26 protein-coding genes are annotated in these 26,390 nt (G+C 57.9%); 10 read left to right on the top strand and 16 right to left on the bottom strand.

Going from position 1 to position 26,390, the window contains the following annotated elements:
- The first annotated feature begins 517 nt into the window (after nt 1–517).
- Together M9Q49_RS03795 and M9Q49_RS03800 are read left to right on the top strand one after the other, a co-directional pair.
- Nucleotides 518–2,869: a DUF1592 domain-containing protein gene (locus M9Q49_RS03795; RefSeq protein ID WP_254507322.1), complete on the top strand. Its 2,352-nt coding sequence runs from the start codon at nt 518–520 to the stop codon at nt 2,867–2,869.
- 44 nt (nt 2,870–2,913) lie between these two features.
- Nucleotides 2,914–4,194, top strand: coding sequence for a DUF1552 domain-containing protein (locus M9Q49_RS03800; protein ID WP_254507323.1), 1,281 nt, complete (start codon nt 2,914–2,916; stop codon nt 4,192–4,194).
- Nucleotide 4,195: 1 nt separating this feature from the next.
- On the opposite strand, the gene M9Q49_RS03805 is transcribed toward M9Q49_RS03800, so the two are convergent.
- Complete coding sequence (locus M9Q49_RS03805) at nt 4,196–5,749, bottom strand: Eco57I restriction-modification methylase domain-containing protein (protein ID WP_254507324.1); 1,554 nt, start codon at nt 5,747–5,749, stop codon at nt 4,196–4,198.
- A gap of 123 nt (nt 5,750–5,872) precedes the next feature.
- Between M9Q49_RS03805 and M9Q49_RS03810 the strand changes: the two genes are divergently transcribed.
- Nucleotides 5,873–6,436 (top strand): hypothetical protein, encoded by a 564-nt coding sequence (locus M9Q49_RS03810; RefSeq protein ID WP_254507325.1) that lies wholly within the window; start codon nt 5,873–5,875, stop codon nt 6,434–6,436.
- Between the two features lie 65 nt (nt 6,437–6,501).
- Here M9Q49_RS03810 and M9Q49_RS03815 read toward each other — a convergent pair whose 3' ends face one another.
- The gene (locus M9Q49_RS03815; RefSeq protein ID WP_254507326.1) at nt 6,502–7,416 is read right to left on the bottom strand and encodes a hypothetical protein; all 915 of its coding nucleotides are present in this window, start codon (nt 7,414–7,416) and stop codon (nt 6,502–6,504) included.
- A 170-nt stretch (nt 7,417–7,586) separates the two neighbouring features.
- On the opposite strand from M9Q49_RS03815, the gene M9Q49_RS03820 reads away from it, so the two are divergent.
- Both M9Q49_RS03820 and M9Q49_RS03825 read left to right on the top strand, forming a co-directional pair.
- The gene (locus M9Q49_RS03820; RefSeq protein ID WP_254507327.1) at nt 7,587–8,525 is read left to right on the top strand and encodes an SMP-30/gluconolactonase/LRE family protein; all 939 of its coding nucleotides are present in this window, start codon (nt 7,587–7,589) and stop codon (nt 8,523–8,525) included.
- 35 nt (nt 8,526–8,560) lie between these two features.
- Complete coding sequence (locus M9Q49_RS03825; protein ID WP_254507328.1) at nt 8,561–9,445, top strand: hypothetical protein; 885 nt, start codon at nt 8,561–8,563, stop codon at nt 9,443–9,445.
- A gap of 676 nt (nt 9,446–10,121) precedes the next feature.
- On the opposite strand, the gene M9Q49_RS03830 is transcribed toward M9Q49_RS03825, so the two are convergent.
- From M9Q49_RS03830 to M9Q49_RS03855, 6 genes are all read right to left on the bottom strand, one after another.
- Nucleotides 10,122–11,561 (bottom strand): ammonia-forming cytochrome c nitrite reductase subunit c552, encoded by a 1,440-nt coding sequence (locus tag M9Q49_RS03830; RefSeq protein ID WP_254507329.1) that lies wholly within the window; start codon nt 11,559–11,561, stop codon nt 10,122–10,124.
- Nucleotides 11,554–12,129, bottom strand: coding sequence for a cytochrome c nitrite reductase small subunit (gene nrfH / locus M9Q49_RS03835; RefSeq protein ID WP_254507330.1), 576 nt, complete (start codon nt 12,127–12,129; stop codon nt 11,554–11,556). Before nrfH ends, M9Q49_RS03830 begins: the two co-directional genes overlap by 8 nt.
- A gap of 166 nt (nt 12,130–12,295) precedes the next feature.
- Complete coding sequence (locus tag M9Q49_RS03840; protein WP_254507331.1) at nt 12,296–13,594, bottom strand: toxin-antitoxin system YwqK family antitoxin; 1,299 nt, start codon at nt 13,592–13,594, stop codon at nt 12,296–12,298.
- 460 nt (nt 13,595–14,054) lie between these two features.
- On the bottom strand, nt 14,055–14,381 hold the full coding sequence (locus tag M9Q49_RS03845; protein WP_254507332.1) for a DUF6793 family protein: 327 nt from the start codon (nt 14,379–14,381) through the stop codon (nt 14,055–14,057).
- A gap of 86 nt (nt 14,382–14,467) precedes the next feature.
- Nucleotides 14,468–14,743, bottom strand: coding sequence for a hypothetical protein (locus tag M9Q49_RS03850; protein ID WP_254507333.1), 276 nt, complete (start codon nt 14,741–14,743; stop codon nt 14,468–14,470).
- On the bottom strand, nt 14,718–15,086 hold the full coding sequence (locus M9Q49_RS03855; RefSeq protein WP_254507334.1) for a hypothetical protein: 369 nt from the start codon (nt 15,084–15,086) through the stop codon (nt 14,718–14,720). Before M9Q49_RS03855 ends, M9Q49_RS03850 begins: the two co-directional genes overlap by 26 nt.
- A 102-nt stretch (nt 15,087–15,188) precedes the next feature.
- Between M9Q49_RS03855 and M9Q49_RS03860 the strand changes: the two genes are divergently transcribed.
- Entirely contained in the window at nt 15,189–15,728 is a 540-nt protein-coding gene (locus tag M9Q49_RS03860) for a hypothetical protein (protein ID WP_254507335.1), read from the top strand.
- Complete coding sequence (locus M9Q49_RS03865; protein WP_390844794.1) at nt 15,685–16,089, top strand: SMI1/KNR4 family protein; 405 nt, start codon at nt 15,685–15,687, stop codon at nt 16,087–16,089. The genes M9Q49_RS03860 and M9Q49_RS03865 overlap by 44 nt, the downstream gene beginning before the upstream one ends.
- Here M9Q49_RS03865 and M9Q49_RS03870 read toward each other — a convergent pair.
- The 5 genes from M9Q49_RS03870 to M9Q49_RS03890 form a co-directional block, all read right to left on the bottom strand.
- A complete protein-coding gene (locus M9Q49_RS03870) occupies nt 16,078–17,526 on the bottom strand; it encodes an outer membrane protein assembly factor BamB family protein (protein WP_254507337.1) in 1,449 nt (482 codons plus the stop codon). The genes M9Q49_RS03865 and M9Q49_RS03870 overlap by 12 nt on opposite strands.
- 144 nt (nt 17,527–17,670) lie before the next feature.
- On the bottom strand, nt 17,671–18,066 hold the full coding sequence (locus M9Q49_RS03875) for a hypothetical protein (RefSeq protein ID WP_254507338.1): 396 nt from the start codon (nt 18,064–18,066) through the stop codon (nt 17,671–17,673).
- Entirely contained in the window at nt 18,063–18,542 is a 480-nt protein-coding gene (locus M9Q49_RS03880; RefSeq protein WP_254507339.1) for a hypothetical protein, read from the bottom strand. The genes M9Q49_RS03875 and M9Q49_RS03880 overlap by 4 nt, the downstream gene beginning before the upstream one ends.
- 563 nt (nt 18,543–19,105) lie before the next feature.
- Nucleotides 19,106–20,770, bottom strand: a complete 1,665-nt coding sequence (locus tag M9Q49_RS03885) for a hypothetical protein (protein WP_254507340.1) — start codon at nt 20,768–20,770, stop codon at nt 19,106–19,108.
- A 110-nt stretch (nt 20,771–20,880) separates the two neighbouring features.
- The gene (locus tag M9Q49_RS03890) at nt 20,881–21,630 is read right to left on the bottom strand and encodes a glycosyltransferase family 2 protein (RefSeq protein ID WP_254507341.1); all 750 of its coding nucleotides are present in this window, start codon (nt 21,628–21,630) and stop codon (nt 20,881–20,883) included.
- Nucleotides 21,631–22,207: 577 nt separating this feature from the next.
- Here M9Q49_RS03890 and M9Q49_RS03895 point away from each other — a divergent pair.
- Nucleotides 22,208–22,504, top strand: a complete 297-nt coding sequence (locus tag M9Q49_RS03895; protein WP_254507342.1) for a hypothetical protein — start codon at nt 22,208–22,210, stop codon at nt 22,502–22,504.
- Nucleotides 22,491–22,709 (top strand): hypothetical protein, encoded by a 219-nt coding sequence (locus M9Q49_RS03900; protein WP_254507343.1) that lies wholly within the window; start codon nt 22,491–22,493, stop codon nt 22,707–22,709. Before M9Q49_RS03895 ends, M9Q49_RS03900 begins: the two co-directional genes overlap by 14 nt.
- Nucleotides 22,710–22,712: 3 nt before the next feature.
- Here M9Q49_RS03900 and M9Q49_RS03905 read toward each other — a convergent pair whose 3' ends face one another.
- From M9Q49_RS03905 to M9Q49_RS03915, 3 genes are read right to left on the bottom strand one after another with little or no spacing between them, the layout of a single operon-like run.
- The gene (locus tag M9Q49_RS03905; RefSeq protein WP_254507344.1) at nt 22,713–23,990 is read right to left on the bottom strand and encodes a DUF6348 family protein; all 1,278 of its coding nucleotides are present in this window, start codon (nt 23,988–23,990) and stop codon (nt 22,713–22,715) included.
- Nucleotides 23,991–24,008: 18 nt separating this feature from the next.
- On the bottom strand, nt 24,009–24,734 hold the full coding sequence (locus tag M9Q49_RS03910; protein ID WP_254507345.1) for a rhamnogalacturonan acetylesterase: 726 nt from the start codon (nt 24,732–24,734) through the stop codon (nt 24,009–24,011).
- Nucleotides 24,735–24,776: 42 nt separating this feature from the next.
- Nucleotides 24,777–25,559 carry a hypothetical protein gene (locus tag M9Q49_RS03915; RefSeq protein ID WP_254507346.1) on the bottom strand — a complete coding sequence of 261 codons (783 nt, stop codon included), beginning with the start codon at nt 25,557–25,559 and terminating at the stop codon, nt 24,777–24,779.
- 187 nt (nt 25,560–25,746) lie between these two features.
- Between M9Q49_RS03915 and M9Q49_RS03920 the strand changes: the two genes are divergently transcribed.
- Nucleotides 25,747–26,379, top strand: a complete 633-nt coding sequence (locus M9Q49_RS03920) for an REP-associated tyrosine transposase (protein WP_254507347.1) — start codon at nt 25,747–25,749, stop codon at nt 26,377–26,379.
- Nucleotides 26,380–26,390 lie beyond the last annotated feature (11 nt).

Here is a 26,390-nt window from a genome sequence, read left to right on the forward strand (position 1 = left end):
CGTTCGCCCCCGCAGTTCATTGCAGGGGAGCGGCCGGCGAGTTCTTCCCGCCGGCGATTCCCGGTCTGGAACCGGGTAAAAGTTCTTATCGTAGTTGGAACGGCCCGAATTGTTATCCCGCTAGGTCACCATTTGGCCTCGCAAAGACGCTTCGAGCAGCAACTATTCCAGCCATGCCGACAGTGGCGAATAAACCGCCGCGACCTCCCGTCGCGCTGGATATTTTGCACGTTTTGGCATGTTTCAAGGCCCCAAACCCATCAACGGCAACCGTTCGCACGGGAACAGTCTGCCGGTTCGACGCGGCCGGCAGCCTGCGCGTTCCCGCCGGCTGGAAATTGGTGAGCACTTCTTCAGAATGTTCAGAAATCTTAACAACCGCCGGCCTCGTTGAAAGATTGGGCGGAGTTCGCCCATCTGGATGGTGGGGATCGCGAAGGAAAAAGAGTACCCACAAACCTGGGAGCCATCTAGACTGACGGCAGTTTGAACCGCGGCAGGGCAGGGGAGGGGAGTGATGCATCGCCGGATTTGGATTTGGGGACTCGGTTGCCTGGCGCTGTTCGCTGCGCGCGTCACCGCCGCCGAGCTCGATGCTCCCACCACTGCGTTTCTCAAGCAGCACTGCGTGCGCTGCCACAACGACAAGAAGACCGAAGGCGAACTGCGGCTCGATCAACTCGGCGATGACCTGGCCGATGGCCGAACCTTTGAACAATGGCAAGCCGTTGTCGCGCGATTGCGCGCGGGAGACATGCCGCCCAAGGATCAGCCGAAACCGCCGGCTGCCGATGTCGCCACGGTCTTGCGGCGAGTTTCCAGTCGGCTCGATGCTGCCGCCCTCGCGCGGCGGGCCGAAGGGCGGACCACGTTGCGACGTTTGAATCGCACCGAGTATGAAAACACGGTCCGCGATCTGTTCGCTGTCGAAGTTGCCGTGAAAGAACTCTTGCCCGAAGACACCATCGCCTTCGGCTTCGATAACGTTGGCTCGGCCCTTTCGGTTTCCCCGGTGCTCATCGAGCAATATCTGGAAGCTGCCGACGCGGTCATCACGGCTGCCCTCGCGCCGCTGGCCAAAGGCGCCTCCACGCAGGAGACGCATCTGCTGAAAGATACGATCCCCGAATACTTCAAGGGATGTCATTTCATCGGCGACGAAACGTATCTCTTCCGCTCCGATGCCAATCCCACCCACCTCAGCAAGTGGCGAGCGAAAGAACCCGGGCTGTATCGCTTCAAGGTTCACACGCGGGCGCATCAGTCAACGGTGCCCCTCACGCTCGCTGTGCTCGCGGGCAATTTCAACGGTGCTGCCGGCAGTGCCCGGCGGGTTGGTTACTACGATGTGCTCCCCGGCAAGCCCGAGCCAATTGAAATCGTCATTCGCCTGGCAACGCGGGAAACATTCAAAGTCGAACCTACTGCGTTACCCAAGATCTATCTAAAGACCGAGGCTTTCGACGAGTACCCGGGGCCGATGGTTGTTGTCGGCGCGATCGATATCGAAGGACCGCTGCCGGAAGTCTGGCCGACCGAAAGCTACCTGCGCGTGATGGGCGAAGCCGATCCCAAGAAAGGGACTCTGGAAGATGCCAAGACCATCCTCGGCAAGCTCCTGCCGAAAGCCTTTCGCCGGCCAACGACCGAAGAAGATCTGCAGCCGTATTTGAAACTCGTAAGCGACTCGCTGGAGAACAAGAAGCCGTTCGATGAATCGCTGCGTGTCGGCTTGAAGGCGATTCTCTGTTCGCCGCGGTTTCTGTATCTGAAAGAACCGGCCGGCGCGCTCGATGATTTCGCGCTTGCCTCGCGACTCTCCTATTTCCTCTGGAGCAGCATGCCGGACCGGCAGTTGTTTCAAGCGGCATTCAAAGGTGAATTGAAACAGCCCGCTGTGCTCCGTGCGCAGACCGAACGGATGTTGCAGGATCCCAAAGCGCAACGCTTCGTCGAGAACTTCACCGGCCAATGGCTCGGCTTGCGCGACATCGATTTCACCACGCCCGACCCGCAGTTGTATCCCGAGTTCGACGACTCGCTGAAGTGGTCGATGGTCCGCGAGACGCAACTCTTTTTCGAAGAACTGCTGAAGAACGATCTCTCGACGCATAACTTCGTCGATTCCGATTTCACGATCGTCAACGACCGTCTGGCCAAGCACTACGGCATTCCCAATATCACCGGCATCACACATCGCAAAGTACAACTGCTGCCCGAGTATCATCGTGGCGGCGTGCTCGCCCACGGCAGCGTTTTGAAAGTGACCGCCAACGGCACGACGACCTCACCAGTGCTCCGCGGCGTGTGGGTGCTCGACCGCATCATGGGCGCCGCAGCCAAACCACCGCCGGCAAGCGTCCCTGCGATCGAACCCGACATTCGCGGCGCGGTGACAATCCGCGATCAACTGGCCAAGCACCGGCAAATCGAAAGTTGCGCGGCCTGCCATGCCGACATCGACCCGCCCGGCTTTGCGCTCGAAAGCTACGACGTGATCGGCGGCTATCGCGAAAAATACCGTGCCGTCGGCACCCGTGAGAAAGTCCGCGTCCCTGACAGCAATATCCTGAAATACCTGGCCCGCCCCAACTACGGCTGGGGACCCACTGTCGAAGCCGGCGATCAACTAAAGGACGGCCGCAAATTTGCGGACCTCGCCGAGTTCAAAAAACTCCTGCTCACCGATGCCGATCAGGTGCCACGCTGCGTAGCGCAAAAACTAATGGTCTACGCCACCGGCAGTCCGATACAATACGGCGACACGGCAGAGATCGAGAAGATTGTTTCGCAAATCAAAAACAAAAACTACGGCCTACGTTCGACCGTGCATGCGGTGGTGGCGAGTCCGTTGTTTCAGAGCAAGTAGTGTCCGTCATAGCCCGTGGCGTCAGCCAGGGGGAAGCTGTACCGATGAAGACATCTCAATCACGTCGACTCTTTCTTCGCGGCACTGGTGTCGCGCTCGCGCTGCCGCTGCTCGAGCAGTTTGCCTTCCGCAAGCCGTTGTTGTCGGCGGAGGAGAAGAAAGCCGAACCGCCGCGGCGGATGCTCTGCATTAACACCACGCTCGGCATTCACACCGAAAACCTGTTTCCAAAACAGACCGGCAAGGATTACGAAAACTCGCCATACCTCGAAGTCATCAAGCAGTTCCGCGACGACTTCACGGTCTTCTCGGGGCTGTCGCATCCCGATGTCGATGGTGGCCACTCAGCCGAGGCTTCGTATCTAACCGCCGCACCGCATCCGCGGGCCGATAGTTTTAAGAACACAATTTCGCTCGATCAATTTGCCGTCGAGCGGCTCGCGCCGGATACGCGGTTTGCCTCGCTCTGTTTGTCTTCCTCGTCGAGTCGCGGTTTGTCTTACACGCGCAGCGGCGTGGCGATTCCCGCGCAAGAACGGCCGTCGGCGGTCTTCAAAAAGATGTTCGTCGAAGGCACACCGGCTCAAGTTCGCACGCAAGTCGAGCGGCTTTCGCAGGGCGAGAGCATCATGGACACAATCCACTCCGAAGCGAAATCGCTCGAGCGCGACCTGGGCAAGCGCGACCGCGAAAAGCTCGCCGAATATTTCTCCGCCGTGCGCGAAGTCGAACAGCGACTGCAGAAAGCGCAGAGCTGGGCGAAGTTGCCCAAGCCCGTGGTCAATGCCAAGGTCCCCGCCGACATCGCCGACGGCAAGGAAGTCGCCGCTCGCGTGCGACTCATGACCGACTTGATGCACCTCGCATTTCAGACCGACTCGACGCGATTCATCACCTTTGCTTTTTCAGGCATGAACGCGGTGCCGAAGATCGAAGGTGTGTCGCAGGATTGGCACAACCTGTCGCACCACGGTCAGGATCCGGCGAAGCTCGCTGAGCTGAAAATCATCGAGCTTGAGCAGTTTAAGCTCTTCGGCGAACTGCTGGCGAAATTGAAGAGCACCAATGAAAACGGTCGCAGCTTGCTCGATCAAACGATCGTGATGTTTGGCAGCAACCTGGGCAACGCGAGCAGCCACAGCAACAGCAACATGCCGATCGTGGTCGCCGGCGGTGGTTTCCGCCACGGCCAGCATCTGGCGTTCGATCCGAAGAAGAATCCGCCGCTGAGCAACCTTTACGTGCAGTTCCTGCAGCGACTCGGCCTCGACATCGACACCTTCGGCAGCAGCACCGGCACGATGCCAGGATTTTCGCTCGCCTAGCTCACGCCGCGCGCGTACGAACTGGTTTTTCTGCGAACGACGCTTCGATTCGTTCGCGCTCGGCAGGCGTGATTTCATACAGCTGATAAATCAGTTCGTCGAGCTGTTGATCGAGCGCAGCCGAGTGGCGTTGATGCAACTGCTGCGCGAGGTCGCTGATCGTTCGCTGCAATTTCTCGTTCCGATCACCAGCCATCGCAATCGGCAATTGCGCGAGCTGCCCTTTGTTGATCGCGAGATACCCACTGGCTAGTCGCTTGGCAGCAAACCGTTCGCGGAAGAGATAACTCAGCAATTTCGAATTGAGCGCGCCGAGCAGATAAAACGGATCGCACTTCATTTCCGCCGCGGCATACACTTGCACGCCCAGTGCGCAGCCTTGTTCGTCGTAAGCCGCTTCGAGTCGCTGGCACATGCCGCTGAGGACGACCTTGGGTTCGCGATAGAGTTTTCGTTTGAGCGCGTTGAGTTGTGGAGAATCGAAGGTGAGAACCGGTCGCTGCCAGCTGCGATTTAAAAAGCGAACATTCCCAACCTGAATCTTATAGCGGTCGATGTTGCCACTCACGATGAAATCGGCAGCTTCGCAGGGCGTCGCACGAGCTTCTTGTAAAGCATCGCTCAGCTTCGTTGCGGAGTAGCCGGACGCGCCACTGTGTAGCTTAGCGACAGCGTCGAAGGGAACCGTTGCGACGCGGTTTTCGACGTCGATCTCTTCTCCGAAAACGAAGGCACCGGGTTGCAGGTCAGCTTGCTGCACTTCGCGGCGAATCGAAGTCGTGTCGATTCCTTGCGCAATCCAAAACCGCTGATTGTTTGCTGCGGCCTTGCGTTGTAGCACGATGATTTGCGGATAAGTTCCCGCCTGCGGAAACACCCGCAGCGCCGACAGATCGACGACTTGCTCGACCGACGTTTCCGCAAGCAACAGTTCGCGTAGCGCACGGGCGTAGTCAAGCGTTGCCCATTTATTCGGCACGATGAAACCCAGACGCCCGCCAGGCTGCAGCCATTGCAAGGCGCGCTCGATGAACAACACGTACAAATCAAAATTACCTCGAGCAGTACGAAAGCGTTGCCGCAGTTCGGCGACTTGCTCCGGTGTGTGACTCTTGGCCAGTTCGCGAATGCTCACGTATGGCGGATTGCCGACGACGACGGCGAATTCGTTTGCGGCAGCGACTGTCAAAGAATTGGCGCAAGTAATGTTTGCCGAGGATAGCTGCGTGTGTTCGCGCGCGATCAGCACCGACGCCGGATCGATATCGATGCCGTGAATGCCATGCTCGACCGCGGCCACAGGATCAATTTGCAATTCGTGGCAACGAGCCTCGAGCGCTCGTCGCGCGGCGAGCAAGAATACTCCCGCGCCACAGGCGGGGTCGAGCAACCGCGGCGGCGGAGCGTGGCCATTCCACTCGGCCAGCGCTGGGCCGTAGGTTTGCGCGACGATCCACTCCGCAATTTCCACCGGCGTATAGAACACGCCCCGCGCGCGGCGCTGTTCGCGCGCGAGGGCCGGTTCGTGCAGTGGATCGGAAAAAGGTCGCGGCATGGTGCGACTTGTAGGGGTTTGCTGGCAACGACAGCAAGACAAACTGGGCAAACTGGCGGCAAAGAATCGGCGAGTTCTCGGTTTTTCTTCACTCCCTCTGCCAGCAACGTCGATATTTTTGGCATGACGTCTCCTCTCTATTTCTTGCCTGTCGCGACGGCCGCTGTAACTGCGGGCGCGAGCATCTTGCAAGAAGCGGTCGGCAGCGCTGCGTCGGCTGGCTCCGCGTTTGCCGACATGCTCGCCGGCAAAACCGAGGAAGAGGACGACGACAAGAAGAAGATTGACGACAACGTCGACAAGCCGGGCGATCCTTCGGCGATTCTCAATCTCGTCGATCAAATCCAGAACGGCATCCAAGCCAAGTTGCAGTCGATGGGCCTCAACCTCGACAGCGATCTCACCCTGTCGATCGACAACGACGGCAAAGTGCAAATCGCCGGCGACTCCGACTCGGCTGCAATGCTCGAGCAGATCATCAATTCCGATCCGAAGCTCCAAAGCAAAATGGCTTCGCTCAAACGGGCCGCCAAAGGTTCCGGCCAGGCCGATCAGCTCGAAGCGAAACTCAAATACGAGCAAGGCCGCGTTCAGTTGCAGGTGCAACAGCCGGCCGATGACAACGCAGCGGCGGGCGCGAATGCAGCGAGCGCTGCAGGATCAGCCGGTGCTTTGCTCGCCGCCTAACAAAGAGCCACGCACGTAGTAATTGAGCTGCTCTCGACCGCTTTTTCTCAGGTCAACACACAGCCCTACGGCTGCTTCTTCTGTTCGACCTTCTCACCCGCCACGTTGATTTCGTAGAAACCTGTTTCGGCTCCATTTCGTTCAATGATCCGCGTTCCCGCAATCAGCGGAAGCTTGAACTTCTCGGCAGGAATCGTCTCGGCATACCTCACCGTTCCAAATTGGTGAGTGGTGTTATAGCTGAGACTCCCTTCGCCGTTGAATTGATCGCAGCTCCAGCTCTTGGGAAATCGCGGATGTGTGGGATGGCCATACTCGGCGACAATCCGTTCTCCGAGAATCATTCCCTCGCTATAGGTTTCCATTTGCAAGACATCTGCCGTCTTCGAATCGATCCAGATGATGCGGCAATTCCGCCGCTTCAACTCCGGGGGTGGTGACTCCGTGAGCTTGAGGCACTTTGTCTTCAGGCGGGGCAGCACTTCTTCCACGATTTTGACTTGCACTGCCTCGCCAGTTGTCAGCACGCACGAGTTCGGTCGTAGTGCCCAGGCGAGCGGCAAGTCGTCGGACATGATTGGTTGAGAAGGTAGCGGCGCCGTAATGACCGCGATGAAAACTTCGGCCGGATCTGCAGTTCGGTCGATGGTGACATAACGCGTGCCATCGAAAAACCTTGTGGCGTCTTTCCCTAGGGGAATTAGGATCGACTTCAAATATTCGCCCGTTTCGTATCGCCACATTTTCTCTCCATCCAATAACAGCGTACGCGTGCGCGGCAACGCTTTTGGCTTGAACGCCGCGTCGAGCAATTCGATGTCGGGATCGCAAAGTGTGCTTGTCCCTTTCCACTGAATTTCTACTTGCTGGCCAGCCTTTTCACGCTCGTCCCACAGTTTGCGGATGTGGGGCGGCAATTCGTCAGCGCAGAGATTGGCAGACAAGAGCATCACAACAAGAAAGCTGTTCCAACGGACCATCGCACTACCCTTGAGAAAAGGCTGGAGAGAAGTAGGGCCGATGTTTGGAACATAAAACCTGCGCTGGGCAATTGCAATCAACTGAATTGCAGCATTTCGTTGAAACTTGCTGATGCACTCCGTAGAATCGACCCGCGTTGCCTCACACATCTTCGCGGAGTCTCGCCCTCATGTCCCGCCGCTGGTTTCTCTTGTTGTTGGCTGTTGTTTCACCCTCGTTCGCGCAGGAGTTGCCCGATCCGGCCGCGACCAAGACGGTCGAGCTATTCAAGGTGCCGAAGTATTGCGAAGGCGTGTGCTTTGATCACGACGGCAAGGGTTACATCAGCTGGGGCGAGACGATCACGCAATTCACGCTCGACGGCAAACATCAGCCGTGGGCCAAGACCGGTGCGCCGAATGGTCACAAGATTCTCGCCGATGGCACGCACTTGGTTTGTGATGCCAGCCAGCACGCGGTGCTGCATCTGGCCGCCGATGGCAAGTTGCTGCCGCACGCTTCGAAGGAGTGCGACGGCAAGACACTGCGTGGGCCAAATGATCTGACGCTCGACACGGCGAATGGCGGCTTTTATTTCAGCGATCCCGGCGGCAGCAGCGTCGATAAGCCGATCGGCACGATTCATTACGTCGACAAGGCCGGCAAGACAACGCTGCTCGACGACGGCTTGGCCTTTCCCAATGGCATCGTCCTCGCACACGACGGCAAGCATCTCTATCTCGCCGAGAGCCAGAAGAATTGCGTTCACATTTACGAAGTGACCGGCCCGGGCAAACTAAGCAAACGCAAACTCTTCGCCGAACTGCCCCGCAAAAAAGAAGGGACGCCGCAGATCGACAACCAGCCCGACGGCATGTGCCTCGACGCAGCAGGCAATCTCTACGTCGCGCACTACGGCATGAAGCAAGTGCAAGTCCTCAGCCCCGAAGGCAAACTCATTCGCCAATTTGACGGCGGCAACGTCACCACCAGCAACGTCGCCTTCAGCGGTCCGAAGATGGACCAGCTCTTCATCACCGGCGGCATCGGCGCCGAGGCAGGGGAGGGAGGATTGTTTCGAATTGATTTGGGTGTGAAAGGGCTGGTGATATTGCCGGCGAAGAAGTAGTTCGTTAGTTCCACGACGCACTTAGGTAGCGATCCATGATCACTCGACTCACTTTCTGGGTATTGATCGGCCTCGGGCATGTCGCACTGTTCTGCGCGGCTGCCTCAGCCCAAGAGGAAGCAGCCGATTATCAAAAAGTCTTCGATAAAGTTGCGCAGCACAACGCGCAGATCAAGACCGGCGTATTTCATGCGCACGGTGAATTGAAAGGGAATCCCGCCTCGCCTTATCCACCGATTGCAAAGCTGGAGTTCTTTTGCGCGTTCGACTTCCACGCAAATAAGCTGCGGTTTGATCGACGGCTCGAAAGCGGCGAGACGCTTAAGATCGCGGAGTACGGTGGTGGCCAATATGTGCGAACGCCCGGACAGACCATCACTTTTCCCAGCTATTTGAGCGACATTCGGCTTGATCTCGCCAGCCGCAAGCCGCCAAGTTGGATCAAGATCATCGATATCCGCGCGCTGGGGCTTTGCGGGGAAGGCGATATCATGCAATCCGCATCGTTCGATGATGTACTAATCAATTATCGCAAGATGGAGCGGCACTCGATCCGCGAACTGGGCGACGGACTTCTACAACTCGAGTGGATTCACGGCCGTTCAGTTCGTGTCGCGACGCTGGACAAGAACAAGTCGTACGCGGTGGTCCGCCACACACTCATGGAAGGGAAGAAGGTAGAAGAAGACCACCGCATCACTGTGGAAAAGAGGAACGATACGTGGGTTCCGGTTGGCTGGCACTCAGTCGATTCCACGGGTGAACACAGCGCGAAAATCGATTGGAAATCACTCAATGAAGAGGTCGATTCCAAGCATTTCACCTGGGAGGATTTTGAGATCAAGCGCGCTCATCGCGTGATTGATTCGAGTCTTCCTCAACCAGTCGTTGTGAAGGAGTTCGCAACGGAGACGAAGTGATGGTGGGCGACGTTTGTAGGCAGGGGCCAAGCTAGTCACTTGTTGCAACTGCGAAGGTACTCCCAATAGGCCCGCTGCTGCTCTTCCATTTCCACTCCAGCCTTCTGCTGCGCAGTTTGAATTCGCCGTTCCCAGAGTGATCGTTCACTCGGCGTAAAATCGGAACTAGCGGCCAGCAAGCTTGCGAGGGAACGCAGACGGTTGTCTCGCATAATTAGAGACTCTCGTTCAGTCCGGCGCAATTCGGCTTCCAAGTAGCGGTGTGGTCTCGTCCGTTGCCATTCATTTCGCCAACGCATGGCCATGCCCGTTCCAGCGCCGAGCATGGCAACGAGGATGAGGCATCTCGCCAACGAGATTCGCAACGATGAGCGCAGCATGTTGGTGTTCATTTCCACTAAAGGAAACGGCTGATGCGGGTGTACCTTCCAGCTTCACCTACTACGAACCTGTTACCAAGGTAGGTGTGCTCAGGTTGGCGATGCAATTCCACTGACCTATTGTGATCCGACGATCAACGCAATCTAGCCGGGCGATGCGAAGGCTCGCAAGCGACGCTGGATTGCTGTGCAACCGTCTTAAAAGCCAGGAACGAATAAGGGGAAAAGATTGCCAACTGCGTACCCGCTTCTCCCTCGCTGACGCGTCGGGCTACCTTTTTGTCGCTGCGCTCTGCCTATTCTGGCGGTTTTGTTGCTGTGGAAGTGGCTTTAATCGCTGCGATTTGTCCTTGGCGGGCCAAGTCTGCCGCCTCAGCGAGAACGCGGGCCGCTTCTTGTGGGGCATGAAAGCCCATACTGTTTTCGGCAGCGATGAAGTCGAGACGCCATTGGGCCTGGCGTTGGAGTTCGAGGGAGTCTTTTAGTTGCTCCGCCGTCGCGCCGTTCTTTTTGGCAGCGGTGATGGCATCGAGTTGGTCCATGAGGGCGGCGGCGCCGCGTTGCAGCAGATCGAAGTTGCGTTGCTGGATGGCGTCGACGCGCGACTTCATTTCTTCTTCGGGGAAGTGATGGCAGGTTTGGCAGGCGCGGTTGATGTTCAGCAGCGGACTGCGGACCCAGTGATCGGAGACCTTGGTCGCGCCGTCGCGCTGGTAGGGCATGTGGCAGTCGGCACACGAGACACCGGACCGGGCGTGAATGCCCTGGCTCCAGAGTTCGAACTCAGGGTGCTGAGCCTTCAAGATTTCTGCGCCGGTTTCGGCGTGTTTGTAATCGTAGAAACGCTCGCCTTCGGGGAACTTCGTGTTGTTCCAGTGCTCTTCTATTTGCTGGACCTTCAGGCCTTTGCTCCAAGGGAACTCGAGCGGCATTTTGCTCGAGCAGTAGTACTCGACGTGGCATTGGCCGCAGACGAACGAACCCATCTCGGTGCGCGAGGCGAGTTGGTTCGGTTGATAGTCTTCCTTTTTGTCGGTCTTCCGCCAACGTTCGACGGACGGTAGGTGCGGTGTCGGCTCTTCACTTTTTGCCAAGGCTTGAATGCCTTTGATGAAACCGGGGCGCGTCACGCGCAGGGCCATCGTCGCGGGCTCGTGGCAATCGACGCACGAGACCGGATGAGCGTGTCCCATGTCGTGTACCATTTTGTCGAGTTCCTGATACGACATCTGGTGCGTCTTTTCGAAGCCGGCCATGGCGTTGCCGTCGCCGAGCTTGCGATAGACGGGCATGATCGAAGCGTGGCAATGGAGGCACGAACCGGATTGCGGTTTCGTGAGTCGCTTGGTCATCTCCTGATCGTCGAGCATGTAGGCATGGCCGCGGCGGTCACGATAGTCGATCGAAAAGGCATAGCCGGCGAACATTCGCTTCAGCCAAGGATCGCGCTCGATCTTCTCCTCGGGCAAAGCTTCGCTGCCGCCGTGTCCGCCGAAGCGGGTGCGCGTGGTTTGCGCGGTGAGCTTGTACGAATCGAATTGGCGCGGCCAATTGGTGCCCCATTTCGCGGGATCGGTGTCGTCTTCGCCGACCTCGACGAGGCGGATGAACGGTTTGCGGGCCTCGTCTTTGCGTTCGAAGATATTCACCAGCAACGCCGTGGCGAGCACCGCTACGGCTGCCGAGGCCAAGGCGACGAGCACATAGCCCCAGTTCAGTTTCCAGCGGTTATTCATGTGGTCCCCACGTTTTTTGGAGTTGCACGGAGAGAGGTTCGTAGCGGCCCATGCCCACCGAATCGCCATGGCCGACGGTGCGATGGCAGTGCGTGCAATTCAGTTCGCCTTGCTGATCGGGCACGCTCAAAATGTCGTGCACAAAATCGGCGTGGCAATGCAAACAGCTGTGATGCAAGATTCGGCGACTCACGTCGCGCATCACGATGGGCTCAGGAAAATCCTGCAGCGTGAAACCCTTGGAGTGCCAAAAGCCGTTCTCGGCTTTGGTGTAGTACTTGCCGATCAGGTCATGCGGCAGATGGCAATCGATGCACTTGGCCACATTGTGATGGCTCCCCTTTTGCCAGCCGTCGTACTGCGGCTGCATGATGTGACAGTTGATGCAAGCCTTGGGATCGGAACTCAGATAGGACAGGCCTTCGGCATAGCGAAACGTGTAGGCCGATTGGCCGAGTGCGACACCGACGAGTGCAGCGAGCAACATGCCGGCGACGGACATTCCGCGCCAGCGATGTTGCCACCAGCGGGGCAGGGGAGTTGCGGATTGTGCAGGATCCGATGTCATGATTTGTTGGCAAGTGGGAAGTGGAGTAATGACACTTTGATCCCAGTTTCGCTGCGCTGATTAGAGAGGTTTTTGTGAGCACGGGATAGCTGTGACAAGAAACGCCAAAGCCCACGAGTTTGAGCTCGTGGGCTGAGGGTTGTCGGTGGGGACGTTTGTTGCTTGCTTACCGCCGGATGGTGCCTTCTTCGGCATCGGGCATAGGCGAGGGAATGTTGGCGACCTTGGCAGAGTTCAAGTTTGACTTCTGCGCGACTTTGCCGTCTTCCTTCCACCACTGCCATTTGCCAACAGCGACGCCGTCGTGATAGTCGCCGCTGATCTGCTTGATGCCGTTCTGGTGCCACCAGGTCCAGTTGCCTTCTTGCTTGCCGTCGACGTAAGTGCCTTCCATCTGCTTTTGGCCGTTGGCATAGAACCAGCTGGCTTTGCCGACGGGCAGGTTGTAGCGGAATTCGCCTTGGCGGGCGAGTTGGCCGTTGGCGTGCCAGACGCGGAAGGCGCCGAACTTTTCGTCCTGGCCCCGCTGTTCAAACGTGGCCAGCGTGGCGGCGTGGAAGTTATCCGGAGTCTTCACCACCATCGGGGCGTGGAGGTAGAAGATTTCCGAACGCTTGTGCTCGGCATCGTAGAAGTCGACCTTCGGCGCGAGCTTGCGGCCGTGTGTGTACGACTCCTTGCCGAGCAGCGAGGCGTCGGGGCCCCACTTCATCACGTCGCCGTGCACACGGCCACGATCGTACGTAGCTTGCGACAACAGCGTGCCGTTGGGATAGAACCAGGCAGCTTTGCCGTGGCGCTGTCCGTTGACGAATTCGATCTCGCTGATCTTCCGATTCTTGGCGTCGAAGATCGTCCACTTGCCGTCGATCTGGCCGTCGGAGAAATTCGCCTGGCTGATGTAGGGGCCTTGGAAATCCTTGTAAGGAGCCGTGCCGAACAGCGGGGCCGAGGTGGCGCTGTAGTAGCGCTTCCAAATGCCGTCGGGCTGACCTTGTTCGTTTACGCCTTCGCAAATCAGCGCGCCACGTTCATCGAACTGGCGATACACGCCGTGCAACACAAAGTTGCCGTCGCGGTCCTGGGCCACTTCGCGTTCGACCTTGATCGTGCCGTTGGGGTAGCGCTCCTTGACGAGCTCGGTCACCACGTCGGTGGCCTTCGGTTCCGACGTAGCCGTTTGTTCCTTGGGCTCTTCGGCCGCTTCGTCGGTGATCCGCACTTTCGAGAGGCGGCTGGAGGTCGACGGCGGCGCGGCCAGCGGCGGTGCTAGTTCCACGGCTTGCAGAGGTTCAGCTGCAGTTGGCTCCGCCGCAGTTGGATCCGCCACCGGAATGACGGCTTCCACGGCGGGAACCGGCACGGGTACGACAATCGGCTCTTCGGCCGACAAGTGCTGCGCGAGGGAACCGGCAGCGAGGCAAGACAGCAGCGCGTAACGCCGCCAAGGTGAGGTGACTTTCATGAGGCACTCCTTTGCCAAACGTGTATGGCGGGAATAGCGGTGGCCGGACCGACAGGTGACCGGCAACTGGCTTCGCAAATCGGCGGGATCAACCAAGCGAGCAGGTGGGCTTTGACAGCATTCTCGGAACAGACAGCACTTCAGGTGCAGCCCCGAGAATCCATACTCCCGTATTCGACGGTCGCCGTAGAACAATCAAGACTTTTGCGACTTACCGGCAGGAGCGGAACGAGCGGCACAGTTTGCCACGCTAGCGGGGAACTTTGAGAAGTTTGGCGCGAGGTCGCCGGAGAAAAACTGGGGCGGGAGGTGAGAGACGAGGGTGGGAGAAAAACTGTAGGCCGGAACAAGCTGTACTCAGCGCAGTTCCCGCGGGATTGGCGAACCAACGTCGCGCTGCCAATCCTGCCGGAACGGCGCAGGGCTTGTTCCGGCCTACATCAAGATCGTGATTAGCTGCTTACCAGCCCATGACCATGTTCGACTCGATCACCTTGCGGGCATGTTCCAGGTCGGTGCCCGTTTCGTGCATGTAGAGGCGAATGGCGTGAACCTTGTCGCCCGAGCTCTTCGAGAGGCAATCGCGGGCCGTGGCGCAGACGTCGACCTTCTTGGCCGACAAGCCGAGCGCGCCCTTGCTGATGACCCACGTATCGCGAGGCCGCTTGGTCATGCGAATGACCCGATCACCTGGGTAGGCCTCGCGTACGACGTTCCCAGCGGAACTCTCGTCAGCAGCCCAAGTGATGATGATGTGTGCGTCCGTCTCAATCTCAAACAGTGGCATGACAATCTCCTTCCCTTCACAAAGAACGCCGGGAAGTGTCGCCCCGTTGGCCCACGTCATTTTGGAAACGCGCGAGCCAATCAGAGTCAGGCACCCAAATGCAGGCCTTTTCGAATCGGTTGCAACTGCTGAACGTCGGCAGGCAACAACCGGGATTCTACCACATTCAACCGGTTGGGCGGCAAGACAGTGTCGCGTTGCTCGCCCATCATTCGCCAAGATTGGCTGATAAAGAGTTCGTTTTCAAGACCCTGTGCGAAAATAGGAAATGGCCGTCCTCCGCGAACGAGCTGTTTGCTTTTGCTAACTGCAAGGTGCAAAATCCAACATTCGTTGCTACAACCGCCGGGGAAAGTTTTCATGACCGCGCAGCCAGTAAGTCATCCACAGGCTTGGCGGTGGTGGTTGCAATTCAACTTGCGGACGTTGTTGCTGTTGACGACGGCAATCGCCGTTGGTCTGGCTTGGTGGTACCGAATTCGGGAACGCATGCAGGTCCGCGAAGCCGCAGTCGCACAGCTTGTGTCGCTCGGATTTCGCTTTGAATATGACCCGAAGCAACGTCCTTCTGATTTGGTCCGCATACTGACTGGCGATCGACTGCGCGGTGAGCCAGTGGCCACCGTGAGAGTTAGGGGCGAGCGAGCGGTCAATAATGAGCACCTGGCCCTGCTCGCTAACTTTCCAAAACTGCAACACTTGCATCTTGATTCTGCCCAGCTACCCAATGACTTGCGCATTCCCACTGTGCAACTCCGCTGGCTAGTTCTGAATTGCGACGGATTGAACGATGAAGGACTACGTTGCTTGCAGCAGATGCCGGAATTGGAAACGCTGGTGCTCATAAGCCGCCAGCTGAACGGCGATGGGCTGCGGTATGTGTCGGAGTGCAAAAAACTGCGCAGTCTGCAGTTGCATTTTCCCATTGGGAACGGTCCGCTCAAACATTTACAGTCGCTCCCCGCTCTGGAGCATCTCAGTCTCTACCTCAGCAATGTTGATGACGATGGCTTGTCGCAAGTCGCGAAAATGACGAATCTTCGCGAGTTGTATTTGAATGGATTGGATATCAGCAACGAGGGGATTGCCCAACTCCTGCCGCTGGGAAAGCTCACCGTGCTATCGATTACCGAGTGCCCACGAATCACAGATGAGGTGATGCCGCATCTCGAGCAATTTGAGCGCCTGGAGCATTTGGGACTTGCTCCCTATATCACGGACGACTCAATCCTTGCATTGAGCCGAATCAGCACACTGCAAAGTCTGCATCTACCGAATTCGGCCATTACACCGAAAGGACGCGCTGAACTCAAATCACTACGGCCCAAGCTTTTTTTCACGCGGTAGCAGGAATACAGGAGCCGCATGGCATTTTCCGCTCGGTTACGTTTCTCGGATGTGCCGTAACAATGGTGGTCAGATCACGGTGGGGTCGGACTATTGGTTTCTGCATCCCATCTTTGATGACAGCGACCGTGCGCGACTGAAGCGAACTTGCAACGATATCGTCCGCGAGACCGCTGCGGCCCGCGACCGGCCAGACTTCCCTGCCGCGGCGCTCACCATTGGCAATAACGGCTGCGGTGACGAATTGATTCTGCTGCCCGACGATGACTCCGGCCGCTATGCCGAAGTGGTGTATTGGTGGGATCACGAAACGGGCGAGCTTGAGAAAGTCGCCGATGCTTTCGATGAGCTAACGCAGTAGCCTGCGAGTCGCGGAGTGACTTGGCGCGTAGGACGGACCACTGGTCCGTTCAGGGCGGCGAGTTTCGCCAACCGAGCTTGATACCCGCTTCGAGACGGACCATTGGTCCGTCCTACGACCTGCTGCCTTTCCCCCCCGCCCCAGATCCCAACTCCTAGTTCCCAGCCCCCACCCCAAATTCCTCCCAATGCAATACAGCGCCTCATTCGACCTGAGCAACATCTTGCCATCCGCCACGGCGGGGCTGCCGTTGCTGGTGGTGCGATCGAGCGGCGGATTGTGCGCAACCAGCTGAAACTGCGGCTTGGCGGCGACGACATACGTGCCGTTGTTGCGGCTCACGTAATAGATGTTGCCGCCGGCGAGAACAGGCGAGGCATAGATCGTGTCGGGGCGCGGCTCGAGGCGTTGCTCGTAAACGATTTCGCCAGTCTTGGCATCGGCGCAATAGGCCACGCCGCGGCTCTCATGGGTCCAGTACAAATAGCCTTCGTGAAAAACGGGCGAGCAAACGTTCGAGCCCTTTTTCATTTCCCAGATTGGTTGCACCTCGCCGCGGCCGCCGGCTTTAACTGCCACACCCATTCCGGAGCGAGCGCCGATGGCATACACAATTCCATCGTGAGCAATCACGCTGGGGCACACATAATCTTGAATCCCCGGCGCTCGCCACAGCGGCTTGCCGGTGTCGGGATCGTAGCCTTGCAGTTCACCCTGGCTGCTCAGCACCAGCTCGACTTTATTCCCCGGCGCCTTCACCAGGATCGGCGAGTTCCACGCCTCGCGCACGCCGCGCTGCGACCAGGCCTTGCTGCCGTTCCGTTTGTTGAGCGCGACGAGTTCGCCACTCTCGACGCTGGCATTCACGATCACGGTGTTCTTGTAGAGGACCGGCGAGGTCGCCGAGCCCCAGCTGTGCGTCTTGTCGCCGACTTTTTGTCCCCAGCGCGGCTTCCCCTTCAAATCCATGCAGCCGACGCCCGACTTGCCGAAGAAAACGTACACCGAGTCGTTGTCGAGGCAGGGCGTGCTCGATGCGTAACCGTGCAAGGCTTGAAAACCCTGGAACCGCTCCTCGGGAACGAGGGCTTTGGCCGGAAACGACCACTGCTGCTTGCCGGTTTTCAAATCGAAACACAGAACATGCCGCGACAACTCGCTTTGCTCGGCGTTGTCACCCTCGCGCAGGCCGTAGCCCGAGTAACACGTGAGATAAACCTTGCCAGCCGCAATCACCGGGCTGCTGCCGCCAGGCCCGGGCAAGTCGACCTTCCACAGCAGGTTCTCACTCGCGCTCCAGCGCGTCGGCAGCGCCGTCGCTGGCGAGCTGCCATCCTGAGCAATGCCGCGAAATTGCGGCCAGTCCTCGGCCTGCAGAGCAGGGCAGGGGAGGGCGGTAAGGATCAAGACCAGCGACAGTTTTCCGAGACGATTCATAGAAGCTACCCGCGGCGAACAAACTCAGTGCGCAATCTCACCCCATATTGAATGGACGTGAAGCGGCAATATCTTTCAAGCTTTTGTCAGATTTTTGGCGCCGACCGGTTTCGAGCTTGATCGGCGACCGAGTTCCGCTCCCAATCACTGCCGGGCGCGAATGATGAACACCGGAACTTTCATCACCTCCGACGATTCGGCATCTTCTACAACCTCAACACCCTCGCCGAACAACTGCTCATAGGCCTCCTTGGCAGTGTCAGCTTGGATCGACTTGGTGACTTTGGTCCCGCTGTTGAGCCCCAGCGGCTTCAGGCTCGGCCAATCGACTTTCGCTTGTGCGCCGTATCGGAAATAAGTAAAGAAACTCGCTTCGTCCAGGTTGGCGTTGAGGAAGTGGAGCGGTTGCTCAACCCCAGCCAGCTCGCGGATTTCACCGGCCAGCAAACTTTGCAGCCGCCATTCCCAGCCGAGCCAGCCCAACAGAAATAGAGCGATGATCAGCCACAGGGCATCGCGTATATCGAGCTTCTTTTTCATGGCTGCTCCTTTTGAGCGGCTCGCTTCTGGCGATCTGCTTCCTGCATCTTCAGAAAGTGTGGACTTCGCCGATAATCCCAGGGCTGGTTGGCGGGACCATCGCGTTCGATGTTGCGGGCCCGGACGCGAATTCCCCGGTCGGTCCCTTCGGCAATCGCCATGTTGAAAAACAGACGCTCGACCGCATGGACGAGCGAACCATCGACCAGATTTTGAGTCACGGGCATGCGCGGAGTCAGCTCAGTCACCTTGGTGACGCTGGGCCAATCGACCTCGATTTTCACGCCATGAGCCTGTTCGAGCGTGGCGATCGCGTCCTCCAGCGGCATGTCGATCAGCGCAATGGGCGGAGCGATAGAGTGATAATAGCGAGCTTCGCTGGCCAACCGCTGCGTGCGCGTCCGTTCCCGCCACAGCAGGCACGCGAGCCCGACGATCAAGATCAACCAAAAGACGTCGCGCAGTCGAAACGTCATGCGCCTTTCTCCCAGCCCCGCGGCACATCTTGGCATGCAGCGATTGGAATCTCAATCAGTGATTTTTGCCGTGACGTCCTGAATGAAACTCATTTGACGAAATAGTGTTCAATTGTACAATTCACGTTCGCGACGACGCAAGCCTTGATCCTTGGCAAACTGGTGGACATTGAACGACGGCAAGGGAGTCGTGCGCGCTTCGCCGTGGGTGAAATGACTCGGCAGCGAGTCATTGCGAGGTTATATGGTGTTATACGGGAGTTATCGGGCTGTTATATCCGACTGGGAGCGAATTAAGGGTTTGCGGTGCGGCCGGCTGCGGCAAGGTGTTAGCCTTGAGTGTCTTGCGGCGACGGAGAGTTGCGCAACATCTGAAAACGACACGGTGAGTCAGTGGTTATAAAGTGTTATATTGGTTTGTCGTGTGTTTTTCGTAAGTGCTGACGTAGTTGGCGTTTTCAGTCGATTCGCAAATCACGCGCGCTGTTATAAACCTCGTGAGCGAAGCGTTTCCAAGGGAAGATCACCGCGAACTTGCGGCGGAGAATAGCTCACCGAATGAGCTACGAAGAAGATGCCATCCGCTTCAGCTGATCCGGCAAAGTGTCGAGTGGATGCAGCACGAAGCTGAATTCGCGGCTGCCGAGGATCTTGGCCGTGTGCAGATCGCGCTCGCGATCCTTCAGTTCGTCACGGAGACGGATTTCGACATCGGTGAGAAGCAGTTGCAACTGGCGGTTGAGATCGTCAAGCGCCCGGAACTGTTCGGGCGCCGCGCCGCGAAAATGGAATTGATGCTGCCGGAGGAGTTCGGCTTTTTTGCTCGCAAACTCGGTAGCCGCGGTCCGCAGGGCAGGGGAGGCATCGCCGGCGAACTTCTCTGGGTGGAATCGGATCTCGCGAATCAGTTGCTTCGCATTCAGCACATCGGCGGCAGAAACATCGGGCCGAGGAATCGGTAACTTCACGGTGCCCGTGACGGTCATGTACGTCGGCGGCTCGCTGTCAAAGTAGCGCCGAATGATCGCATCGGTCAGCTCATCGTACTTGGCCCCGCCGATGCCGTGGATGAAGAGATCGCTGAGGTAGAGGCGGGCGTACATCGTGGTGATGAGGGCCCGCGGGCGGATCTTGATGCCGCGAGATTCCAAGTCTTGCAGTTGCTCGACCAGTGTTTCTGGATCGTACAAGCTGCAGTGCAAATCGAAATTCGTCGCAGCCCGATCCGTGAACTGCAAAAAGAGGTCGCCACTCGCTACGAAGACGTTGCGCACGAACAGACGTCTGCGAAACGGACCCTCTTTCGTCCAGATCCAAAATGGCGCCTCGAGCCAATCTCCTTCGGCAACTAGTTCGGGTACGGGATGGCTAGCACTCCGGATTTTATTGACCGCGCGATACTCGGCGAGCGAGCGGTTGTAGATTTCCTGAAAGTGAGGCAGCTGCGAAAAGATATCGAGGGCGAACTTGCGAAAGCTTTCGGTCTGAGCAACATGACTGAGTGGCAACTCCAGCGTCTGCAGCCCGAGCTCTGCTTCGAGACGATGCCGGGTTTGAGCCAGCAGCAATCCCAGCGGCAGCGACTTGTGGAGGATCTTCTCTGCCTCGTGGTTGTGCCAAAGCTTCTCAACCAGGAGCGAGGTATCGCGCTGAAACCATTTGCGGGAGTCGAATGCCTTGCGCAGGCGACTGTCGAAAGAGTTCAGCACATCCGGCGAAGCGATTTGTCGTTCTTCGAAGGGAATTGCTGGCGCCGGCGCATCAATGGCTAATTCTTCGGTGAGTGGCCGATGCAAATCTCCGGTGGGAATACGAATCGACGTATGGAGCGCAACGTCGTTGTCGATTACCAAGTTGATAGTGGTAGCTTGGTGCTCGGTTTGATTAGGAATCTCTCGGCAGCGGTCCAGCACAAAGTTCTTCAACCAGACACCTGGGTGAAACAGCTCTGGCTGATGGCCTGCCAAGACGATCGGAGTCTCACTGGAAAAGTCGAGCGAGCTCGGGGAGAAATCGCGGTAGCTTCGCGAATATTCGTTGGCCGCTTTGAGGAATTCGTAACGAGTGAAGTTGTAGGCAGCCCCGCGGCGGTTGCGGTTGGCTTCAAGCGTTGGGTGGGCGCTGGCCAGCGGTGGCGTGATTAGAGTTTCGCCATCGCCGCGCGGTGCGCGGATGTGATGGCGGCGGATGGGGACTTCGGCGGGAAGCGGATTCGATGGCTGAGTCATTTTGCGGGGTTGGCCCCTCACCCCAACCCTCTCCCCGGTGTTGCTACTCGGAGAGTACCGGGGCGAGGGAGTTGTCATCTCGCTGAAGCAAGATCTGCAGAAGAAGCAGACTACATCAAGCACTCACCCGACAGCATCTGATCGCGGGCCAGTTCCAGTGCTTCGGCAGCGGCGATGGCGCGGTTCATGGTCAGGTGGTAATACTGCAGCCGCACGTCGCCGTCGTCGAGGTTGCCGCCGAACGAGCGTTTTTCGTCGAGATAGATCAGCGGCACCGGCATCTCTTTGATCCGCAGTCGAGCGTAGGCCGCTTGCACCCAAAACTCGAGCGGCATCGAGTAGCCGGTTTCGGTGATGGCTAGTTTCTTCAGGGCGCTCACGCGGTAGCACTTGAAGCCGCAGAAAGCGTCGGTCAGTTCCAGACCGAGCCGTTGATTCACTTCAGCGGTAATCGTTTCATTAATCCGGCGGCGGGTTTCCGGCGGCAGGCTGTCGCCCGAAAACTGCCGCAGGTAACGGCTGCCCGAGACGATGTCGATGTCGGGCGTACACTGCTCGAAGAAGAGCGGAATCCGCTTCGGCTCGTGCTGGCCATCGCAATCGATGGTCACCAGCTTGTCGAAGTGATGAACGCGGGCGTAATTGAATGCCGAGATCAAGCCGCCGCCGTAACCCCGGTTTTGCGGATGGGTCAGGACGCGGACATCTTTGCGGCGGGCGAGGACCTCGGCAGTGCCGTCGCTCGAACCATCGTCGACGACGAGTACCTCTTTACAGTACTTCAGCACTTCATCGAGGACCCCATCGACGTGTTTCACCTCGTTAAAAACGGGCAAGGCAACCAACCAACGTTCCGACATGTGAGGGCCTTTGGCGTAAGGGGTGAAGCAGCCGCCTGTTGCATTCTAAGTACACACGTACAGCAGTCAATGTTCCGCAGCCGCCAGGTGTCCGCAACCCGCCAATCTGTCGCCAGTTGTGACGATAGGGCGGAGATTGTGAACTAGGTTTGATTGCAGGCTGCTCGGGCGAGCAGAATCGGGACATCAGGAAATACCGGCGACAATCGGCGGTCTTACAGCTTTTTTGCGAAATGCTTTGGGCAAGCTGCGTAAGCCCGCAGAAGTAGCATTTTGCTGAACCTGTTTGTTCCGTTTGTATCCTTTTCAACCAGAGTGCTTGTTGGCGCGATTTGGACGGATGAGTCCGCCCAACCTGCGTATCATTCCAGAAGTTGGCCCCTCAAGAAAAGCCGCTGAAAAGCGACTTACTCGCTGGGCTGTGAAGAGTTACGGCAATTCCCAAAGGACTTTGGCCCAAATATTGCAAAGACGTCAGCTCACCGCCGAGGAATGATCGAGGCTAGCAAATATGCTGGCGACGACTTTCCTCGAACAGCGATGGGCAACCAAGGAAACAGAGAAGAGGAGAGTTCACATGCCGAAGCAATTTCACGTGCAGCTGATCGAAACCCCGGTCGACGGCGACAACTATACGGCTAATGAGCTCCTTCCCTGGGCCGATCCCTACATCGCCCAGCTGATGGGTCAGCTCGAGCACGAAGACGAGACTTGGGATTTCGAAGGAAAAGACGACGAAGCCGAGGACGGCTTCCTCAACGACGAGCTGCCGGAAGACTGGCACCTCGATCGCGAAGCCCGTTTTCCGCCGGTGTATGGCGGTTGGCCGCTACTGAACGACTTGACCCCGGAGGGTCGTCATGAAGTCGCCTAACGCTGCTGTTCTGTCGCAAACTGCCGTTGTTCGCGCTCGCCATGCGGGCGCTGCCGCGAAGAGGGACTGCCGGCCGGTTGATTTTCATATCACGGCCGAAGAAATCCAAAACCGCCAAACCGTCGACTACGCGGCGGGCGGCGTGGTGGTGATGTTCAAGTCGCATCATCCCATTAGCGTGCAACAAGCCGTGACCAAGTCGTAGTTCTTACCAGAACTTCCACCACGGCTTTTTTGGTTTACGCGCCGCACGAGACTCTTCGATCATCTTATTGAGGACTTCCCACGCAGCGTCCATCGTCTGCTGGCCGGTCTCGCGGTCTGGAATGATCAGTGGGAATAACTGCAACCGACTTAGGTCGACCTGATCTCCTTCTTTTTCCAGCACCTGCGCCAGCGCATGCGATTCTGCGTTGTAGAGCGCCAAGGCTTGAAAATCTTCGAGCGGCATCGCGCTACCAATCTGCGGAATGAGAGCCCGCGCTCGAGTGTAAGCCGGGATCGTCATCAACGGCACATCGGTCTCCACGCGGCCATCACGGCGAGCACGGATCACGGTTGCGGGATAGGCTGCACCCAACGGTCCGAACAGCGCGCGACCGAAGGCGATGGTGGAAAATGATTCGACCTCGTGTAACAGATCAGGATCAAAGCCGGCTTGTTCCAGGGCGACTATCATTTCGTCGACTTGGTCATACTTCCCATAGTTTGCGGCGAAGTGCAGGATCGTCCGCTCGAGTTCTTTCCTGCGCGCGATCTCGCGCGAGTTGCGGGGAAATTCAAATACAGCGAACCGCGTGATGTAGCCAACATCCGGAGGCGCGATTCCCGCCGGCCAGTTGGAATCGCTGTACGAAACGTCGTGGCCATCGACCTCCATTTCGCGACGCCAGCCTTGCCCTGGCTCATGCAGGATGATCACTTTCACAAGGTGGACATGTCGCGGTGCCGCCGATTCAGCCGCATAACGAAACCACGGCTTGTGATCGTTGAGCGCCGCCATGAAACAACTGTCGTCAAAGCCGCGGACAATCGCCGGCCCGACAAAAGCTCGCAATCCCGGCAAGCCGTAGTCCCCCTCGGAATATCCTTGCGATTGATCGCCGCCCATCACGCCGGCCTGACAACTCATGCAGACGGGCCTGTTGTCAAGAAACGAACGGATCGGCCCGGCGACGCTGGTCATCCAAATCACCGCGGCCTGCTGCAAGCCCTCGTCGCGGTTGTTTCCCAAACCGAACAGACAAGCGTCGAGCACTTCATCGTCGTGCTCATGCAGTGTGGTCAGCACATGGGCATGCACAAATCCGGGCTGCGCGTTCGAACCGGCTTCGTTCTCGGTAATGCTCGCGCGCAGCGTCACCCGGCCATCGAACAACTGCAGCGTGTCGCCGTCGCGCCGCGTCCAGCCGCCAAGATCACCACCGTGCTCGGCGATGCCGTCTTCAATCAGTTCGAGTAGATGTTCGGCTTCCGCTTCGGACATGGCAGGACCTGCGGCAGGCTAGGGCTTGGTCGGAAAGTAAGGCTGCAGTTCTGGCTCGGCTTTAAGCAACTCGGCGACAACCAGCGGCGCGATGGCTGCGGCGCCTTCGTCGTTCAAGTGCGTGCCGTCGAACTTACCGGCCTGCGTTGGATGCGGAGGGCCAAACCGTTGCGATTTCTCGACGCCCAGTTTCTCCGCGAGCTCCTTACTGCGTTCGTGCAGATCAATGACGGGCGTTTTCGTTTCGGCGGCAACGGCTTTCACAGCTTCGGCGTACGGAGTAAGACTGGAGTTGATCTTGCCGTCGGCAGTGAAGATTCTGCGCACCAGCGAAGTGACCAAGATCGGTTTAGCGCCGGCAGCACGGGCTTCGCTGATGTACTTCTTCAGTTGATCGCGATACGTGTTGGCCGGATCGGTTTCGCGCTCCGGCCCTTTGCCAGGCTGATCGTTGTGGCCGAACTGAATCAGCACGTACGTCGGCTTCGCAGCGAGTGCACGCTTCCACAATCCGCTGTCGTAATAACTCTTCGAACTCGCGCCGCCCTTCGCATGGTTCACGCACTCCGCATTCGGGCCGACGAGTTTTATGAACGCCGCGCCCCAGCCTGCTTTGTCGGTGACCGTCGAATCGCCAACGAGGGTGATCTTCACCGTCGCTGGTTTGGGCTCTTCGGCGATGGAAGTGATTGTGCTGCAGCAAACGAGCGCAACACAGAAGACGAAACGAAGCAACGTTGACATGGAGATGGTCCCTGCAAAGAGTTCATTGCAGGAACTATCTTATCACCGCCGTTTACTCATTTGCTCGCTGAGCAAATCAAGTTGCCCCTTGAGATCGGCGAGGAGCAGATTCGGACTGGCTCCTTCGGCGAGGTGCAGATAGAAAGACTGCGCCGGGTTGCTGCGGCTGTTGGTGAGGAGCGTTGTGGAATGCCGGAGCTCGTGGATTTCGCCGTCGAGGTTTTGCAGCGTTTGCGAAGTGGCTCGGTTGGTTTGCCAGAGCGTTTCGAGTTGCAGTACGAGACCGACGATCAAGCCGGCCTGGCCCGCGAGAGTGAGCGGCAAACCGAGCGACCACAGATCCTGGCGACCGGCGAGTGCGGACCAGCCTAAGAGAACACCGCCGCAGACAAACGCCATCACACCCAGCGACAACGACGCCCAAGCCAGTCCGGCGAAGCGCGGTTTATTGGCGATCTGCTCAGTGCTTGGCGTTTCACGAACTCGGTCGTTCGCGGTGACTTCGTGCGATTCCTCACCAGCTGACAGCGCGAACGAATCTTTCAGAGGTGGCGCTTCTCGCCAGGCCGCCGCGAGTCGTTCGACATACCGCAGTTCGGCTTCGAGTTGCCAGTCTTCCTGCGGCATGGGCGGCAGCTGAGTGGCAACCGGCTGCGATTTCAACGCCTCCAGCAATTCGCTATCGGCCGGTGCGGTGGGTTCCGCTGGTTCGGGCTTTGGCTCTTCGCCGCGCGCCAGCACATGCTGACAGCGAACGCACTGCAGCATCGCGGGCCGATCGCCCGGTACGGCAGGAACATCTTGCTGGCAGCGCGAGCACCACATGAAGGCGATTTACCAAGAAGGCCGGGGGAATGGAGTTCTCTCCGTTCATCGGCGTTCTGGCTGTGAAACTCTAACGATTTTGCGGCTCAAGTAGGATAGGCTTCCAGCCTGTCCGTCAAAAGTGATTGTTCTATCTCGCATGGTTTCGCATACTGCTACCAACCATTTTCTCCTGTGAGAAGTCGCCATGAACGGTTTCTTTCGTCGCCGGCATCTGCCTCATTGGGACGTTGAGGATGCCCCTTACTTCATTACCTTCTGTCTTGATGGCAGCATTCCGGCAAATGGCATGCGTGAGTTGGTCAAGTACGGCGATCACTTAAAGTTAAGACCTAAGCCGCAAGGAATCTCGCTGGCCGAATGGGAACGCAGGCTACATAAACTTTGGTTTGCGCGAATGGATGAAATGCTCGACTTCCAGCCAGCCGTCCGTCATTTTGAGCAAGCAGACATCGCCAAAATTGTGATGGATTCGCTCTCTCATTTCGCTGACGTGCGATACCTATCGATCGCGTGGGTCGTGATGCCCAGCCACGTGCACTGGCTCTTTCAGCCTTTGCCTGAATTTAGCGCAACCGTTCCCCAAGGAAAGTCGCCGTGTGAAGTGATCATGCACAGCTTGAAGAGCTTTACGGCCAATGAATGCAACAAGGCTCTTGAACTCGAAGGACAATTCTGGCAGCAGGAGTCCTACGACCATTGGATTCGCGATGACGACGAATTGGAACGCGTGATCGCGTATATCTTGCACAACCCCGTTCGTGCAGGACTCGCCGCCGCCCCGGAGAAATACCGTTATTCATCTGCTTACGCAGGATAGGCTTCCAGCCT

The sequence above is a fragment of the Anatilimnocola floriformis genome, assembly GCF_024256385.1.
GTDB lineage: Bacteria > Planctomycetota > Planctomycetia > Pirellulales > Pirellulaceae > Anatilimnocola > Anatilimnocola floriformis.

Coding starts and splice junctions, on each gene's coding strand:
- M9Q49_RS03810 (WP_254507325.1), top strand. CDS start 5,873: ATGACGTCTCCTCTCTATTTCTTGCCTGTCGCGACGGCCGCTGTAACT.
- M9Q49_RS03845 (WP_254507332.1), bottom strand. CDS start 14,381: ATGCCACTGTTTGAGATTGAGACGGACGCACACATCATCATCACTTGG.
- M9Q49_RS03805 (WP_254507324.1), bottom strand. CDS start 5,749: ATGCCGCGACCTTTTTCCGATCCACTGCACGAACCGGCCCTCGCGCGC.
- M9Q49_RS03855 (WP_254507334.1), bottom strand. CDS start 15,086: ATGCAAGTGTTGCAGTTTTGGAAAGTTAGCGAGCAGGGCCAGGTGCTC.
- M9Q49_RS03815 (WP_254507326.1), bottom strand. CDS start 7,416: ATGGTCCGTTGGAACAGCTTTCTTGTTGTGATGCTCTTGTCTGCCAAT.
- M9Q49_RS03820 (WP_254507327.1), top strand. CDS start 7,587: ATGTCCCGCCGCTGGTTTCTCTTGTTGTTGGCTGTTGTTTCACCCTCG.
- M9Q49_RS03825 (WP_254507328.1), top strand. CDS start 8,561: ATGATCACTCGACTCACTTTCTGGGTATTGATCGGCCTCGGGCATGTC.
- M9Q49_RS03795 (WP_254507322.1), top strand. CDS start 518: ATGCATCGCCGGATTTGGATTTGGGGACTCGGTTGCCTGGCGCTGTTC.
- M9Q49_RS03870 (WP_254507337.1), bottom strand. CDS start 17,526: ATGAATCGTCTCGGAAAACTGTCGCTGGTCTTGATCCTTACCGCCCTC.
- M9Q49_RS03890 (WP_254507341.1), bottom strand. CDS start 21,630: ATGTCGGAACGTTGGTTGGTTGCCTTGCCCGTTTTTAACGAGGTGAAA.
- M9Q49_RS03905 (WP_254507344.1), bottom strand. CDS start 23,990: ATGTCCGAAGCGGAAGCCGAACATCTACTCGAACTGATTGAAGACGGC.
- M9Q49_RS03915 (WP_254507346.1), bottom strand. CDS start 25,559: ATGTGGTGCTCGCGCTGCCAGCAAGATGTTCCTGCCGTACCGGGCGAT.
- M9Q49_RS03910 (WP_254507345.1), bottom strand. CDS start 24,734: ATGTCAACGTTGCTTCGTTTCGTCTTCTGTGTTGCGCTCGTTTGCTGC.
- M9Q49_RS03885 (WP_254507340.1), bottom strand. CDS start 20,770: ATGACTCAGCCATCGAATCCGCTTCCCGCCGAAGTCCCCATCCGCCGC.
- M9Q49_RS03840 (WP_254507331.1), bottom strand. CDS start 13,594: ATGAAAGTCACCTCACCTTGGCGGCGTTACGCGCTGCTGTCTTGCCTC.
- M9Q49_RS03900 (WP_254507343.1), top strand. CDS start 22,491: ATGAAGTCGCCTAACGCTGCTGTTCTGTCGCAAACTGCCGTTGTTCGC.
- M9Q49_RS03875 (WP_254507338.1), bottom strand. CDS start 18,066: ATGAAAAAGAAGCTCGATATACGCGATGCCCTGTGGCTGATCATCGCT.
- M9Q49_RS03850 (WP_254507333.1), bottom strand. CDS start 14,743: ATGAAAACTTTCCCCGGCGGTTGTAGCAACGAATGTTGGATTTTGCAC.
- nrfH (WP_254507330.1), bottom strand. CDS start 12,129: ATGACATCGGATCCTGCACAATCCGCAACTCCCCTGCCCCGCTGGTGG.
- M9Q49_RS03800 (WP_254507323.1), top strand. CDS start 2,914: ATGAAGACATCTCAATCACGTCGACTCTTTCTTCGCGGCACTGGTGTC.
- M9Q49_RS03920 (WP_254507347.1), top strand. CDS start 25,747: ATGAACGGTTTCTTTCGTCGCCGGCATCTGCCTCATTGGGACGTTGAG.
- M9Q49_RS03830 (WP_254507329.1), bottom strand. CDS start 11,561: ATGAATAACCGCTGGAAACTGAACTGGGGCTATGTGCTCGTCGCCTTG.
- M9Q49_RS03880 (WP_254507339.1), bottom strand. CDS start 18,542: ATGACGTTTCGACTGCGCGACGTCTTTTGGTTGATCTTGATCGTCGGG.
- M9Q49_RS03895 (WP_254507342.1), top strand. CDS start 22,208: ATGCCGAAGCAATTTCACGTGCAGCTGATCGAAACCCCGGTCGACGGC.